The sequence below is a fragment of the Hwanghaeella sp. genome, from assembly GCF_965227365.1.
Lineage (GTDB): Bacteria > Pseudomonadota > Alphaproteobacteria > UBA8366 > Aestuariispiraceae > Hwanghaeella.
This window is the reverse complement of sequence record NZ_OZ245754.1, coordinates 1,879,814-1,891,881: the sequence shown is the minus strand read 5'-3', so window position 1 is coordinate 1,891,881 and position 12,068 is coordinate 1,879,814. Positions and strand designations below refer to the sequence as shown.

At 59.5% G+C, this 12,068-nt stretch carries 20 protein-coding genes and 1 tRNA gene; 10 read left to right on the top strand and 11 right to left on the bottom strand.

Annotation, left to right across the window (positions count from 1 at the left end):
- Positions 1 to 12 precede the first annotated feature (12 nt).
- From ACQK2G_RS08560 to ACQK2G_RS08525, 8 genes are all read right to left on the bottom strand, one after another.
- Positions 13 to 474 carry a hypothetical protein gene (locus tag ACQK2G_RS08560; RefSeq protein WP_425404609.1) on the bottom strand — a complete coding sequence of 154 codons (462 nt, stop codon included), beginning with the start codon at positions 472 to 474 and terminating at the stop codon, positions 13 to 15.
- Positions 455 to 1,417: a hypothetical protein gene (locus ACQK2G_RS08555; RefSeq protein ID WP_425404608.1), complete on the bottom strand. Its 963-nt coding sequence runs from the start codon at positions 1,415 to 1,417 to the stop codon at positions 455 to 457. Before ACQK2G_RS08555 ends, ACQK2G_RS08560 begins: the two co-directional genes overlap by 20 nt.
- Positions 1,414 to 2,061, bottom strand: a complete 648-nt coding sequence (locus tag ACQK2G_RS08550; protein ID WP_425404607.1) for a hypothetical protein — start codon at positions 2,059 to 2,061, stop codon at positions 1,414 to 1,416. Before ACQK2G_RS08550 ends, ACQK2G_RS08555 begins: the two co-directional genes overlap by 4 nt.
- A complete protein-coding gene (locus ACQK2G_RS08545; RefSeq protein ID WP_425404606.1) occupies positions 2,058 to 2,945 on the bottom strand; it encodes a DNA adenine methylase in 888 nt (295 codons plus the stop codon). Before ACQK2G_RS08545 ends, ACQK2G_RS08550 begins: the two co-directional genes overlap by 4 nt.
- Positions 2,938 to 3,948: a DUF5131 family protein gene (locus tag ACQK2G_RS08540; RefSeq protein ID WP_425404605.1), complete on the bottom strand. Its 1,011-nt coding sequence runs from the start codon at positions 3,946 to 3,948 to the stop codon at positions 2,938 to 2,940. The genes ACQK2G_RS08545 and ACQK2G_RS08540 overlap by 8 nt, the downstream gene beginning before the upstream one ends.
- A 169-nt stretch (positions 3,949 to 4,117) precedes the next feature.
- A complete protein-coding gene (locus ACQK2G_RS08535; protein WP_425404604.1) occupies positions 4,118 to 4,582 on the bottom strand; it encodes a RusA family crossover junction endodeoxyribonuclease in 465 nt (154 codons plus the stop codon).
- Between the two features lie 9 nt (positions 4,583 to 4,591).
- Positions 4,592 to 4,930 (bottom strand): hypothetical protein, encoded by a 339-nt coding sequence (locus tag ACQK2G_RS08530; RefSeq protein ID WP_425404603.1) that lies wholly within the window; start codon positions 4,928 to 4,930, stop codon positions 4,592 to 4,594.
- 283 nt (positions 4,931 to 5,213) lie between these two features.
- On the bottom strand, positions 5,214 to 5,726 hold the full coding sequence (locus ACQK2G_RS08525) for a helix-turn-helix domain-containing protein (RefSeq protein ID WP_425404602.1): 513 nt from the start codon (positions 5,724 to 5,726) through the stop codon (positions 5,214 to 5,216).
- Between the two features lie 32 nt (positions 5,727 to 5,758).
- On the opposite strand from ACQK2G_RS08525, the gene ACQK2G_RS08520 reads away from it, so the two are divergent.
- Complete coding sequence (locus ACQK2G_RS08520; RefSeq protein WP_425404601.1) at positions 5,759 to 6,280, top strand: thermonuclease family protein; 522 nt, start codon at positions 5,759 to 5,761, stop codon at positions 6,278 to 6,280.
- Between the two features lie 68 nt (positions 6,281 to 6,348).
- Here ACQK2G_RS08520 and ACQK2G_RS08515 read toward each other — a convergent pair.
- Both ACQK2G_RS08515 and ACQK2G_RS08510 read right to left on the bottom strand, forming a co-directional pair.
- Positions 6,349 to 6,423, bottom strand: a tRNA-Met gene (locus ACQK2G_RS08515).
- Positions 6,424 to 6,457: 34 nt separating this feature from the next.
- Positions 6,458 to 6,688: a hypothetical protein gene (locus tag ACQK2G_RS08510; protein WP_425404600.1), complete on the bottom strand. Its 231-nt coding sequence runs from the start codon at positions 6,686 to 6,688 to the stop codon at positions 6,458 to 6,460.
- A 90-nt stretch (positions 6,689 to 6,778) separates the two neighbouring features.
- Between ACQK2G_RS08510 and ACQK2G_RS08505 the strand changes: the two genes are divergently transcribed.
- A complete protein-coding gene (locus ACQK2G_RS08505) occupies positions 6,779 to 7,231 on the top strand; it encodes a hypothetical protein (protein ID WP_425404599.1) in 453 nt (150 codons plus the stop codon).
- Between the two features lie 496 nt (positions 7,232 to 7,727).
- Here ACQK2G_RS08505 and ACQK2G_RS08500 read toward each other — a convergent pair whose 3' ends face one another.
- Positions 7,728 to 8,042 (bottom strand): hypothetical protein, encoded by a 315-nt coding sequence (locus tag ACQK2G_RS08500; RefSeq protein ID WP_425404598.1) that lies wholly within the window; start codon positions 8,040 to 8,042, stop codon positions 7,728 to 7,730.
- Between the two features lie 487 nt (positions 8,043 to 8,529).
- Between ACQK2G_RS08500 and ACQK2G_RS08495 the strand changes: the two genes are divergently transcribed.
- Genes ACQK2G_RS08495 through ACQK2G_RS08460 form a run of 8 tightly spaced genes read left to right on the top strand, consistent with a single transcriptional unit; the run spans position 8,530 to position 11,981 of the window.
- Positions 8,530 to 8,808 carry a hypothetical protein gene (locus ACQK2G_RS08495; RefSeq protein ID WP_425404597.1) on the top strand — a complete coding sequence of 93 codons (279 nt, stop codon included), beginning with the start codon at positions 8,530 to 8,532 and terminating at the stop codon, positions 8,806 to 8,808.
- Positions 8,805 to 9,023, top strand: coding sequence for a hypothetical protein (locus ACQK2G_RS08490; RefSeq protein WP_425404596.1), 219 nt, complete (start codon positions 8,805 to 8,807; stop codon positions 9,021 to 9,023). Before ACQK2G_RS08495 ends, ACQK2G_RS08490 begins: the two co-directional genes overlap by 4 nt.
- Complete coding sequence (locus ACQK2G_RS08485) at positions 9,020 to 9,211, top strand: hypothetical protein (RefSeq protein ID WP_425404595.1); 192 nt, start codon at positions 9,020 to 9,022, stop codon at positions 9,209 to 9,211. The genes ACQK2G_RS08490 and ACQK2G_RS08485 overlap by 4 nt, the downstream gene beginning before the upstream one ends.
- Positions 9,208 to 9,486, top strand: coding sequence for a hypothetical protein (locus ACQK2G_RS08480; RefSeq protein ID WP_425404594.1), 279 nt, complete (start codon positions 9,208 to 9,210; stop codon positions 9,484 to 9,486). The genes ACQK2G_RS08485 and ACQK2G_RS08480 overlap by 4 nt, the downstream gene beginning before the upstream one ends.
- Positions 9,483 to 9,662 carry a hypothetical protein gene (locus ACQK2G_RS08475; protein ID WP_425404593.1) on the top strand — a complete coding sequence of 60 codons (180 nt, stop codon included), beginning with the start codon at positions 9,483 to 9,485 and terminating at the stop codon, positions 9,660 to 9,662. Before ACQK2G_RS08480 ends, ACQK2G_RS08475 begins: the two co-directional genes overlap by 4 nt.
- Complete coding sequence (locus ACQK2G_RS08470) at positions 9,659 to 9,826, top strand: hypothetical protein (protein WP_425404592.1); 168 nt, start codon at positions 9,659 to 9,661, stop codon at positions 9,824 to 9,826. Before ACQK2G_RS08475 ends, ACQK2G_RS08470 begins: the two co-directional genes overlap by 4 nt.
- On the top strand, positions 9,823 to 10,824 hold the full coding sequence (locus ACQK2G_RS08465; protein WP_425404591.1) for a PD-(D/E)XK nuclease-like domain-containing protein: 1,002 nt from the start codon (positions 9,823 to 9,825) through the stop codon (positions 10,822 to 10,824). Before ACQK2G_RS08470 ends, ACQK2G_RS08465 begins: the two co-directional genes overlap by 4 nt.
- Positions 10,821 to 11,981 carry an AAA family ATPase gene (locus ACQK2G_RS08460; protein ID WP_425404590.1) on the top strand — a complete coding sequence of 387 codons (1,161 nt, stop codon included), beginning with the start codon at positions 10,821 to 10,823 and terminating at the stop codon, positions 11,979 to 11,981. Before ACQK2G_RS08465 ends, ACQK2G_RS08460 begins: the two co-directional genes overlap by 4 nt.
- Positions 11,982 to 12,068 lie beyond the last annotated feature (87 nt).

Here is a 12,068-nt window from a genome sequence, read left to right as displayed (position 1 = left end):
CTTTGGTTTCCGTCATTCGGCGAATTCCCCCATACGGCCCGACTTGAATTGCGCCATGATTTCCGCAACGCGGGCCTTGTCGGCTTCGGAGCGTTCTTTCCGGATCGCCGGCGGCCGTTCCTGGCCGGTAAGGGAACCGGTCTCGATCGCGTTGCGCTCTTTACGCCGTTGCAACAGGTCATCCCGCACGGCCGCCGCCAGGTCGCCGGGTTTGGGCAATGAGGGGAAGCGGTAGTTCTTGCGAACCCGAAGAACGGCCTCGTAAGCGAGGTCGGACGGCAATTCGCGCAAAACCTCGGCATAGTACCGAATGGCCTTTTTGCGCTGTTCCGCCGTGACGTTGGAAAAGGTCGAAATCCAATCGGTCAACTCGCCGAGGCTTACCGCGAGCGCTTCTTTCGTGCATGGCTTGAGCGCGAGTTGATAGTCGTCGAGCGCGTTCTTCAAATCCGACTTAGTCAGGCCATCCGGCAATATCGGAACTTCCGGGTTCCACAAAGCCAGAAACCCGGAGAATTTCCGCCTTGTCTCCGTCAAGGCCATCATTGCCGGCGTTTCGGTTGGAATGAGTGCGGTGTTCATCTTTCCACCTTTCCTGATTGAGCCAAACGACCGCGGTTGCGGTGTACTTCGTTCCGAGGTTGCCGTTTGCTCGGCATTGCGCCGCGTATTGCCGGGCGCCCTCGATGATGGTTCCGGGGTCGGTGCCGTTGGCAATCGCTCTATCGAATTTCTGCCGAGCGGGCTTTTTCGGGTTCGCCCCTTCGCGGCGTGGGTAGGCCGTCCAGAAGGTTTCGAAAGCGTCGTCGGTCGCCTGCCCCCGTGGGGGGCTATGGGGGGTAGAGTCTTCTTTATCTTCTTTCTTAGTATCTTCTTTCTCTTTCTTCGTTCGGGCTAGCGTTCCATTTGCGTTCGGGGAAGCGTTCGGGGTGCTTCCGTTTTTGCGTTCGGGGTAATCGAGCAAATCCCCGTAAGCTTCTGTATTTTCGTCGTTATTTTGATCGTCTTGCGTTCGGGTTTGCTCTTGTATTGCGTTCGGGTTTGCGTCCCGTTTGCGTTCGGGCTTGCGTTCGGGGTGCGTTCGGGGGTCGTCTTCCGGTCGCTGGTAAGTGTCGTAATTCATTAGGAAAATTCGGGTGCAACCGCGTTCGGGCTTGGTCGTGAGAAATCCGGTCTTCTCGAGGTGCCGTAGAGTGTTGTGCGCGGTCGATTTCGAGCACCCCCACGCCTCGGCGAGATAGGAAACTGCAAAGGCACATTCTCCCCGTTGGACCGTCACGCGATGGCGGCCGACCGGCACAACGGTTTCCCGCCAAGCCGCCTTGGCTATCAGCCAAATCGCCGCGTATTCGTCGTCTTTTCCCCGGAATTGCGGGTTACCGATCAGCTTCCGGTGAAGAAGGACAAAACCGCTCATACCGCCATATCTCTCCAAATTTTACCGATGACCGGCCCGCCCTTGTGGCCGCGTTCCCAAACAAACCACGCATGCGCGGTATTCGGGTTTCCATTGCGGTCTTGCGGCGCAATATCGAAGCGCCAACAAGCCGCGCGGTCGCCGCAAAGCCATATCCGCGCCGGCGGGTTGCGTTCCCACCATTTCCGGCGATCGTCGCTTTCAAACCATGCGTAGCGCTGGAAACAGACGACTTTGCGGGCATTGAGTTCGAATGCTCGATCGACGAAAGCGCCGGCCTTCGAAAACGGCGGATTCATGAAGACCGTTTTCCCGGTGAGGTCGATGTAATGGGTTAGAAAGTCGGCCTCGGTATCGCGGGGAAATCCCCAATCGCAAACGTCGTTTGCCGCCACGTCGTACCCTGCCCGGATCGCCGCACGAACAAGGATCCCCGTGCCGCAGCACGGGTCGAGAACCTCGGCCGTCAAAATCTCGACGGTCAGGATTGCAGCCGCCGCCCAAGGGTCGGTTTCGAAGCACTCGTAAAAGCGCGCCTGTTCCTCAAGTGTCGCGAATTTCGGTTTCAGTTGCGCGCCGACGAGGTGCGACGGGGCCTTTCGCAAGGTCGGCAAATCGGTTTCGTTAAATAGCGCTTCCGTCATGCCGCCCCCTGTAAATCACGAGCGAAAAGCGGCCCGTCGCCGAGCTGCTCGCATGCCTGCGGATTAATCCAAAGAACTTCGGTTCTTTCCCTGGCGCCGTCGGCCAGTGCTCGGCGCTCAACCCGCCGCCATTCGGGCAAGGTCCTGTCGTAAAGGTCGCTGGGATAGCCGGACAAAATAACCATGCCCTGCAGCTCGCGAACAAAAGCAAGCATCTCGGCGTGTTCTTCGGTCGTCAGTTCATGCGCGTATGCGTGATACCGTTCTTTTCCTCGGCGCGATTTCGTCGACCGGGTTTCCGGCATATAGGGCGGGTCGACATAGTGCAGCACGTCGGGCCGGTCATGTTTTGCCATGACCTCGAGCGCCGGCCTGTTCTCGATGACAACCCCGCGAAGCCGTTCGACGATGTCCGCCAAAACGACGGGGTAACCCGCCCAATCCTGCGCCGGCGTAGTGCCGCTCTTGGCGGTATCTGAACGAAATCCGGTGCGAACGGCCGGATTGTGACCGTCCGACCCGAATCCCATGAATGACCGAATGACAAGCCGGCGCGCGTCCTCTACCGGATCGTCGATAGGTAAATAGGCGAGTTCGAACTCGGCCCGCGCGAAAGGCGTCTTTCGCAAGGCGTCGATAAGTTCGCCGGCTCGATCGGAGCGAAGCACGCGGAACAGGTTCACGGCCTGGCCGTCGAGGTCGTTATAAACCTCGGAATAGGCCCGCTGTTTTCGCATGAGCACCGATGCCGCGCCGCCGTACGGTTCCACATAGGTTCGATGCGGCGGGAAATGCTCAATTATCCACGGCGCGAGCAACCACTTTCCGCCATGCCATCGCAGCACCGGCCGCGACGGCGAGGCCGTTGTTTCGGTATCAAGCATCACGCGCGCCCCCCGGGTATCCGTCATGCGTTACGCCGTCGAGCATGCGGCCGGCCTTCGCCTTGCCGACGCGCTCCATTACCCAAGCATGGGAAGGCGGTTGCGCTTGCTCGTTTTCCCAGCATCCGCCGCCGTGATCGAGAACCCGGCATTTCCGGTTGTCGGTCCAGATATCGCCGGATTTGAGTTGCCGGGTATGGTCCGACCAAACGGTTTCGCCTTCGGCGCAATCGTAAGGCGACACCGGCCGCCAATCGCCTTGTTGTTTGAAATGAAACGCGGTGCCGGCTTCGGCGCATTGGTCGCGAAGTTGCCTAAACCAATAGGGATGGCTCGGCCGGGCGCCGGGGCCGCTTTCCCCGCCGGCAATTACCCAGTGAATGCGGGGGCCGCCGGCCATGACTTTCCGTTGGCCCAATTCATCGAGAACACTGCCCGTTAGACAATTTCGCAAACACTGGCCGAATTGAACTTTCGTCAAATCGACCGGGCCTAGAAGCGGCTCGCAGGATAGGAACCGCACGCGCGCCGGGATGCTCAACAGTGAGGGAATGCGCCGCTCGGCTTCCTCCTGGTTTTCAACCGTCGTGCCGAGCCAGACGTTCGGCCAGCCGATACCCCAATTTTCGGGAAGCATTTTCTCGATGTTCTGCGGCCGTTTCGTGAGAAGAAGCCAATCGAGCGACGGCGTTTTGCGGATCAGTTCCCAAAGATTGGCCCGCCATTCCGACGGAACCTTGTTGTCGAAGACATCGGCGAGCGAGGCACAAAAGACCTTTTTCCGCACGCCGGCGCGCTCGGCCGCGGCGTTCCATTTGCGGGGTTGTTTCCAATTGTCCGCGCTTGTGCGGGTCCGCGTTGCGCCTGGCGCCCATCGCTCGCCGCCAAATCGCTTATCCCATGCCTCGGCGTAACAATGGTCGCACGCCGGCGAAACCTTGGTGCAGCCGATCCAGGGGTTAAACGTGTGATCCGTCCAGCTAATCGCGGTGTTTTCAGCCATTATGCCGCCCTCGCGAAATGGGCCGCGCTGCCGGTGCCGTCGTTGCGGTCGGTCGCCGGGCTCTTGGTAAAGCCGCGCTTCGGCCGCTTGAACGGGCATTGAGGATTGCCGCAATTCTTCGGCGGCGAATTCATTTCGTGTTCGCACACGTCGCATTGAATGAGGGGTTTCATTGGAACTCTTTCTCTAGTTCCGCGATCCGGGCGAGCGCCGCGGGGCCGTACCAAATCCGCACGCGCCAAGCCGGGCTTAGACGCGACCAGCTTTGCCGGTGGTCGATGATTTGGGAATCGTCCCCGATGATCTTCGCTTTAACGAGAAGGTCGTCGGCGGCCTTGAGCAAATTGCCGAGGTCGCGTTTTCGATTGTCGGGTTTGAAGAACGTGTAATGAACGGCGAACGGTGCAGGCAGCTTTAGCCAAAGCATTTTCTGGCGCCGAAGGTCGGCCAACATCCGAAGGGTCCAATCTTCGTACCGCTTCGAATTGTGCCGGCCCCGCCCGAAGTCACGGCCGTTGTTGTTCGTCGTCGCTGACAACGGAACAGGCCTTTCGGACAAATCGAAAATGATCGGTTTCGGTGCCGGGTCGGCGGCGAATAATTCCGCCTGACCGTTCGCGCGTTCATCAAGCATCGCGCGGGCCTATGCCGCCTGCGCAGGCTGGTCGCCGAACAACTCGCCTTGAGCGCCGATGCCCATTGCTTCGAGGCAGGTGCGCAAGCCGTCTATGCTGGAATTGCGGTCTTCGTCGCTCAACTTGTAGAGCCGAAGCGCCGCGTTGAAATCGGCCATCTTGATTCCAAGCCCCTTTACACGGGCCTTGGCCTCGGTGATTTCCGATTGGATTTCGGCCTTCTTCGCCTCGAGAGACACAATCTCGTTGGCGACCGCCGCAATAGTCTTGTTGATTTCCGCCACGTTGTGGCCGGCATTACCGCGGTTGTCTTCGGAAACCGCGGCGGTTTCCTGTTTTTCAGTCATGAAAGTCTCCTTCGGTTGGATTTTCCGTTGACGGGACTTTGCAAATCACCCCATCAACATCTTGTCGGGTTCCACACCAAAGGGACCAAATCTAGCTAGTGACGTCTCCTCTCTCGTTGGAACTGGAATATCCCCGCGATTGCCGTCGCGGGGTTTTCCATGTCCGTTGTCCCGAAAAGAAACGCGCGCGGCCGGGTGTCGTTGAGGTTCACCGCCTCTCGCCGACCGCGCGCAGTTTGGGGCTGGGAGGTTCCCCGGGAGTAAACTCGTTGCGTGAGCGCGCTCACTGCGAAATCCCCGCTTCTTTCCACAGGAAAAGGCCAGATTTGGCCTGTACCGTGCGCGTGAGTGCCAAAATCGCGGCGTGATCCGCGAATGTAAGGTGTCCCCTCGCCGCCTTACCGATGATTTCGGATGATGCGCGCGACATCGAATCCGCCAAATCGAAGATATCGACGATATGGTCGGATACGATCGAATGGGCCCCGCCGAGGCCGGCAGGTTCCAAAACTTGATTGACGAATTCCGGGCCGAGAACCGCGGCCATGCGTAGGAAATTGCCCAAAGGCGGCGCGGCGCGGCCTTCCTTGTAACCCTTCATGGTGCGTTCGGGGATCCCGGTCGCTTCGGCCAGTTCGGCGACCGACCAGTCGCGGCCCATCCCAACGAAGGCGTTCAACACCTTCGCGAACCGGTCGCGGTCCAAATCTGCGCTTGCTTTTGCAAATTTGGCCATCGCCAGCCCGCCACGTTGCGGGTTACCGTTCCGCCCGAAATCGTGAAGGGGCGCGCTCATGACTGCCTCACACAGACAGGAGTACCGGAACTATGAAAATCACCAAACGGCCGCTTTTGCCCGCGCTGCTCGCAACCGCCCTTTTGGGTTCGGTCAGTGCGGAAGCCGCGAACAAGAACAATGGCGCCTGGATTGAGAAAGGCGACGACTTCCGAGGTGTCGCCATGCCGATCGATGGCGATAGCCTTTACATCGAAACGGATAAGGGGCGCGTCGAGGTGCGTCTTTACGGCATCGGGGCCCCTGAATACGACACCCCTTTTGGACCGTTCGCAACGCGATTGCTTCACCGCTTGTCGTTCGGAAAGGAAGTCGTATGCACCGACACCGGCGGCCGGACGCATTACAGGATAGTTGCCCGGTGCAAGACCGCCGACATTAGCGCGGACTTGGGCGGCGTCATGATCCAAGAAGGGGCCGCGACGCCATATCGGTCTTACCTCTATCGTGGCGACCGAGACGTTCGCGACCTTTACTTTCGGCTTGAGGGAATTGCCTGCAACAACAAACGCGGGCTTTGGCAAAATCGCCCCGACGGAATTTGCGGAGACTGAGGGCCGGCGGTAAAGCCGACCCCCAGCCGCTACATTCGCCCGGTCAGGCTCATCGGTGCAGGCGAATTTGGACGCGGGGGCCGGAATCGAACCGGCGACCTTCGGATTATGAGTCCGATGCTCTACCTCTGCGCTACCCCGCACTAAACTTTTCCGAGGGCCCATACCATGCCCCCATTATGCCGCTTGCGCGCAAACGCCCGACTTTTCCGTCGCGTATCGCGCCAATGCCTCAAGGCTCACGCCGTCAATTCCCCGGTTCGCGGCGTCGGCCACGATCGGCGACCAATATTCGCAAGGGATGCTGTCGCGCATTTTCCATTTCCGCACGACTTGAGCGGAAACGCCCAACAAGGCCGACAAGTCGGCGGTGCTTGGCCAAAGTGCGATGATATCGGCGTGAGTCATAACGCGCGCATTATGAGGGTACATTTCGTACTTCTGTCAAGTACGTTTTGTACCGTGACGCACTAGGGACTCGTAGCGACCATGCGCCACATGAGCACGACGCCCAACGAATACACTGTTTCTTTCAAGGAAAGACTCCGCGCGCTACTCCAAGAGCACCGGTACACCTTCGACACGTTCGGCGATGCCTTGGGGCTCGAGAGCGGAACCTTCCCGCAACGAATGAAACGCAACTCGCCACCGCTCAAGACGCAAGAACTCGCCGCAGCGGCCGACCTTTTGAAAGTGTCGGTTTCCTATCTCGTCACCGGGCAGGAAGAACGGTCATCGCTATCAGGCGCAGTCGTTGCCCCATCGATCCGGGCCGCACTGCTAGCGCTTATCGCTGATAGACGGCTTGACCTCGACCCCGGCGCGGCCGCCGAGTATGGAACCTACATAGCGCGGGTCGTGCACGCCACGCGGGACGCCGAGCGCAGCGAGATTGAAGACGTAGCCGCACGCAATGCGCAGACGCTTCTAACACAATTCGAAGTTAATTGAATTTTGCTTTCGCAATCGTTCCGCGAATCTCTCTTGACACTCGAAAGACTGAATTCTTAAATCCGAATGCCTCTCGCGGTAAATTCGTGGGGGGAAGGGTGCGCCAACACCCTAGGCCGAAAAGATCGGTTCCGGCCGCGCAACATATCAAACGTTACGCCCCCCACTTTCTTCCCAGCGCTGGGAATTGGGGCCCCTAATAATGGAGCCGATTAGATGAAGCCGCAAAAAAAGTCTACTTAAGTAGCTATCCTAATACCCGAAACCCCCAATCAACAATATGTGTGAAGCGCCGCCCGGCTGGGCCGGCTCGGTCGCTTGGTGCTTTTGGAGTACGATTTATGTCGGAAATGGATGAACTATTGCGCAAGGCAAGAAAGGCGCATTTTAGAGCGCTGATGTTGCGGACTCTGCTTTTTGCCTTGATAGCGGCGAACGCCGGCGCCGTCGCATATTTGGCGATGGCCGTCGAAAAAATGGCCGCGGCCGGGGGCGGCTAGTTCTGAATTTTCGCTTTGGCGCGCTCTTCGCGATCAATGCAAGTGCTCATGATGCTAAAGGATCCGCCCACGGCCTCGCTCACTTGGGCGCAGTAGGAAAGAATTCGCGGCTCGATTTCGCGACTCTCAATCATCTGCCTCGCTTTACTCTCTCGGTCGAGGCACGCCGCTTCAATCGAATAACTGCCGCCGACCGCCTCGGCTACTTCCGCGCAATATGTCGCAGTATCAAATGGAGGAACCGGCGCCGCCAATACCTTGCTGGCGGAAAACGCCACGAACCCAGCCAGGCACGCCGCGCGCGCCATCATTGGGAAAATTCCAATCGTTCCGCGAGGTCGAGGGCCGCCTCGTACGCGGTGGCATGCGTTCCGGCGGCGCAAGTTTGGACAAAAGCCCGACCGACCGCGCGAACGGTTTCTTCGCCGAATTGGATACGCTCGCCGGTTTGATGATCCGACAAAGACTGAAAGTAACCCATCGCCCAAGAGACCCCGTGTAATGCGGTCAACTGGTCTCCGATGTCGCGGAAATTTTTGGCGCCACCTGCCAGTTTCGCAATCTCGGCGCAAGGCGTCATGTCGGGCGAAAAGCGGTCGGCCGCATGCAGCGAGCACGGGAAAACCAAGGCGGCGGCAATTATTAAGGCGGGTATACGCATTCGTTTGAACCTGCTTGGTATAAAACGCTGACCTCAATCTAGGCGGGTTCACTTTTTTTGTGCGAGGTACATTTTGTACTTGATTTAAGGTACATCCTGTACCAACGTTCTTGCATCGAAAGGTTGGAGATACCCCGATGCAGAACAACGCAACCGCCGTTCCGCCGCTCACCGACGAATACCGCAAGGCCGCACACAAGAAGATGACGGCTTACACCGCCGCCACGTTGGCCGGTGCGTCGGTGCCAGGTCTTCGCAAGGGGTTGGCCGAGGCGGTGAAGCGCTACCGGCTCGCTGCGAATATGAGCGAGTGCCCGACGAAGCACGCGCATTTGGCCCGCGACCGCGTCGTTGCTCATCAAATCATGATGGAACTCGAGCGCCGCGGCGTCCCGGCTTCCTTGGAGGTCGCATGAAACACACCGTTACCCACGATATCACCGTGAAATTCGACGATGGCGTTCGGGTCAGCCTCGAAAGCGGCGAGTTGATCGTCAGCGCGAATACGGCCGGTTTCGTCTCCCTCACCGCCGCGCATTTAGAGGCATTGAACAAGCGCTTTGCCATCTGCGGCGACCAGATCGTTCCAGCGCTTACGCAATTGGAAATCATCGACGGGGGCGCAGCATGAGGCCCGGCAACTGGTATCGCGGCGAGCGCGCTCGCGACTTCTGGGCGGTTCGGTTCGATCTCGCCATCGCACAAATACACCGGAACAACCCGCGCTTTCCGACGCATGAGGCCGAGCGACTTGCCGGCATGGTGGCGGATCGCGCAACAGCATCGGCGTTTGCGCGCCGGGAAAGGGTCGCGGCATGACGATATCGACCACCATTATCCTGAAAGAAGAAACTAAACTCGCGCCCAGCGCTTTCTGGCACGCCAAACCGGTAACCGGAGCGCCATACACCATCTACTCGGTCGACCTAGACAAATTTTCCGACGGCCGAACCACCATCCAAACCGACTCCCCGGCTCAAATGCGCCGCCTCGCCGCCGCCCTCATCGAAGCGGCGGAAATGGGCGAGGCTATTGAGGGCGCATGCAAGGAAACCGGCCTTATCGCCCCCGACAACAAAGGGGAAGCGGCATGAGCACCACATGCACGCACTGCAACGGCACCGGCGAGATTGCCCGTCGCACAACCTTCCCAATGTCCTATGTCGGACCCGGCCCGGTACCGGAAGACGCCCTAAGCGTCGTCGCAGCAACTTGCGACGAATGCCGGGGTACAGGCCGCATCGAAGCGGCTGCGGCCCGCAAGCAATGACCATCCCAGGCAACGTCAAAACCGACTGGTCGGCCGAGCATCGCCGCCAACGCGAGTGGTCGAAATGGACCCTCGGCGATTGGATTGCGGCCGTCGTCGGGATCCTCGGCGGGTCCGTACTCGCCGCCGCCTCATTCCTCGAAACGATTGGGAACCTGCCATGATTGACCAGCCCGGAACGTACGACATCGACGAGAAGACCTATCACGGCGACCCCTGCCCCGCCCCGTCGCTGTCTTCCTCGCTAATCAAGGTTCTCGACGAGTTTTCGCCCTACCATGCATGGGTAAAGCATCCCCGCCTAAACCCGGAATTCGAGCCCGAGAATAAGCGAACCTTCGACCTCGGCAGCGTCGCGCATGCGCTTTTTTTGAAAGACGACGGCGCACGAATTCGCCGGATGCCGACCACCATTACCGACGCGAAAGGCAAGCTTCGCGACTTCGACGATTGGAAACTCGGCGCGGCGAAGGCGATGCGCGACGAAGCCTACGACGAAGGTTATACCCCGGTGCTCGCCCGCGAATTCGAGCAAGTCGAGCGGATGGTTAGGGCCGCCCGCATGCAAGTCGACCAAATCGAGAAGGTCGAGGGAATTCGCCTGTTCAAAGACGGCAAGCCGGAACAGGCGTTGATATGGATCGAAGAAACGCCCTTCGGCCCGATTTGGTGCAGGTCCCGGCTCGATTGGCTGCCGACCCTCGACGGCATTTTCGCCGACTACAAGACAACCGCCGCAACCGCGAACCCCGAGCGCGCGGATCGGCGCGCTACTGATATGGGCTGGGATATCCAGGCGGCTTTTTACCGCCGCGGCATACGAAAGGTTCTCGGCGTCGAAATGCCGGATATCCGGTTTTTCGCGCAAGAGAATTTCGAGCCCTTCGCCGCCTGCCCGATCGGCTTTACGCACGGTCAGCTAGACGAAGTCGAGGCTTCCGTCGTTTGGCCGAAAATCTGCCTTTTCGCGCGCTGCCTGCATCAAGACGCATGGCCCGGATATCCGGCCCGCACATGTTGGGTTGATATCCCGGCTTGGAAGATCGGGCAGCGCGAAGAACGCCAGGACCGCGAGAACGCCGCCGGCGAAACTGGCCGCGACTACTTCGACCAGCTCGCCAAATGGCAAGCCCCACTTAGCCAGAAGGATCAAGCCGCATGAGTTTCGTTTTCAGAGACGCCACGCTTACCGAAGCAAAACCCCTCATTGGCATCTATGCCGAGAGCGGCAAGGGAAAGACCTATTCGGCCTTGTTGCTCGCTCGCGGCTTCGCCGGGCCGAACGGCAAGGTCGGTATGATCGAAACCGAGGCCGGCCGCGGCGAGGCTTACGCCGATATGATCGACGGCGGCTATCAAGTGCTTTCCCTGCGAAACGAGTTCTCGCCGAAGGCATACGGGGAAGCCATCAAGGCCGCCGAGAAGGCCGGCTTCGATGCGCTGATTATCGATAGCGCAAGCCATGAATGGGAAGGCGCCGGCGGCGTCTTGTCGATGGCTGCGGAGAACCAAGAGAGGGGCAAGCGCGGCCCGATCGTCTGGCAAAAACCGAAGATGGAACACGCGCGCAATTTCATGCTGCCGATTATGCAAACCTCGATCCCGCTCGTTATCGTCTGCATGCGGGCAAAATACCCGATGAAAGAGGTTCCGAAGCCGAACGGCGGGAAAGAGTGGGTTCGCCTCGAAACCCTCGAACCGAAGCAAGCCGACGACATCCTTTACGAAATGTTCGTGCATGGCTGGATTGATGACCAGCACCGGTTCCGCGGCACGAAGTACACCCGCAAAGACCTTCGCGACATCATCCGCGACGGCGAGCCGATCAGCCTGGATACCGGCCGGCGCCTCGCCGAATGGACTCGCGGCATGGCGACCGCCTCGACGCAACAGCAAAGCCAAGCGGTCGAGCGGTTCCTAACCGACGCCACCGAAGCGGCGCAACGCGGCACGGCGGCCCTTACCAAATGGGTTGGCGAGAACAAGGCGAAGCTTCCGCCCGGATGGCTGGAAACGCACAAGCGCGACTTGTGGCGGATCGGCGAGGATGCCGACAAGGCCGCGAAGCCGGCCGACCCGCCGCCGGCCGATGATTCCGAAGACCTGGCCAACGATGACGACCCAATTCTTACCGTCGGCGAAATAGCCGCCGCACAAGGTACGGAAGCGCTCGAGGGGTTCTTTACGAAGAATGCCGATGTTCTCGATCGAAAATGGATGGACCGGCACGAACGCGCCCTTCGTGTCAAAGCCGCCGCCGCCGATCGGCCGAAGGAACAGGCGACGGAACAGCCCGCGCAAGCCGGCCTCGACGTTTAGTTTCCGGCCCGCGACGGGCCTGAAAGGGGCAAACCGCCACCCCATGAAGCCGGCGGTAGAAACGACCTCAAACGAAAAAGTTCAATC

Coding starts and splice junctions, on each gene's coding strand:
- ACQK2G_RS08480 (WP_425404594.1), top strand. CDS start 9,208: ATGACGATATCGACCACCATTATCCTGAAAGAAGAAACTAAACTCGCG.
- ACQK2G_RS08505 (WP_425404599.1), top strand. CDS start 6,779: ATGAGCACGACGCCCAACGAATACACTGTTTCTTTCAAGGAAAGACTC.
- ACQK2G_RS08495 (WP_425404597.1), top strand. CDS start 8,530: ATGCAGAACAACGCAACCGCCGTTCCGCCGCTCACCGACGAATACCGC.
- ACQK2G_RS08510 (WP_425404600.1), bottom strand. CDS start 6,688: ATGACTCACGCCGATATCATCGCACTTTGGCCAAGCACCGCCGACTTG.
- ACQK2G_RS08535 (WP_425404604.1), bottom strand. CDS start 4,582: ATGCTTGATGAACGCGCGAACGGTCAGGCGGAATTATTCGCCGCCGAC.
- ACQK2G_RS08460 (WP_425404590.1), top strand. CDS start 10,821: ATGAGTTTCGTTTTCAGAGACGCCACGCTTACCGAAGCAAAACCCCTC.
- ACQK2G_RS08470 (WP_425404592.1), top strand. CDS start 9,659: ATGACCATCCCAGGCAACGTCAAAACCGACTGGTCGGCCGAGCATCGC.
- ACQK2G_RS08485 (WP_425404595.1), top strand. CDS start 9,020: ATGAGGCCCGGCAACTGGTATCGCGGCGAGCGCGCTCGCGACTTCTGG.
- ACQK2G_RS08530 (WP_425404603.1), bottom strand. CDS start 4,930: ATGACTGAAAAACAGGAAACCGCCGCGGTTTCCGAAGACAACCGCGGT.
- ACQK2G_RS08475 (WP_425404593.1), top strand. CDS start 9,483: ATGAGCACCACATGCACGCACTGCAACGGCACCGGCGAGATTGCCCGT.
- ACQK2G_RS08520 (WP_425404601.1), top strand. CDS start 5,759: ATGAAAATCACCAAACGGCCGCTTTTGCCCGCGCTGCTCGCAACCGCC.
- ACQK2G_RS08525 (WP_425404602.1), bottom strand. CDS start 5,726: ATGAGCGCGCCCCTTCACGATTTCGGGCGGAACGGTAACCCGCAACGT.
- ACQK2G_RS08555 (WP_425404608.1), bottom strand. CDS start 1,417: ATGAGCGGTTTTGTCCTTCTTCACCGGAAGCTGATCGGTAACCCGCAA.
- ACQK2G_RS08500 (WP_425404598.1), bottom strand. CDS start 8,042: ATGATGGCGCGCGCGGCGTGCCTGGCTGGGTTCGTGGCGTTTTCCGCC.
- ACQK2G_RS08550 (WP_425404607.1), bottom strand. CDS start 2,061: ATGACGGAAGCGCTATTTAACGAAACCGATTTGCCGACCTTGCGAAAG.
- ACQK2G_RS08545 (WP_425404606.1), bottom strand. CDS start 2,945: ATGCTTGATACCGAAACAACGGCCTCGCCGTCGCGGCCGGTGCTGCGA.
- ACQK2G_RS08490 (WP_425404596.1), top strand. CDS start 8,805: ATGAAACACACCGTTACCCACGATATCACCGTGAAATTCGACGATGGC.
- ACQK2G_RS08465 (WP_425404591.1), top strand. CDS start 9,823: ATGATTGACCAGCCCGGAACGTACGACATCGACGAGAAGACCTATCAC.
- ACQK2G_RS08540 (WP_425404605.1), bottom strand. CDS start 3,948: ATGGCTGAAAACACCGCGATTAGCTGGACGGATCACACGTTTAACCCC.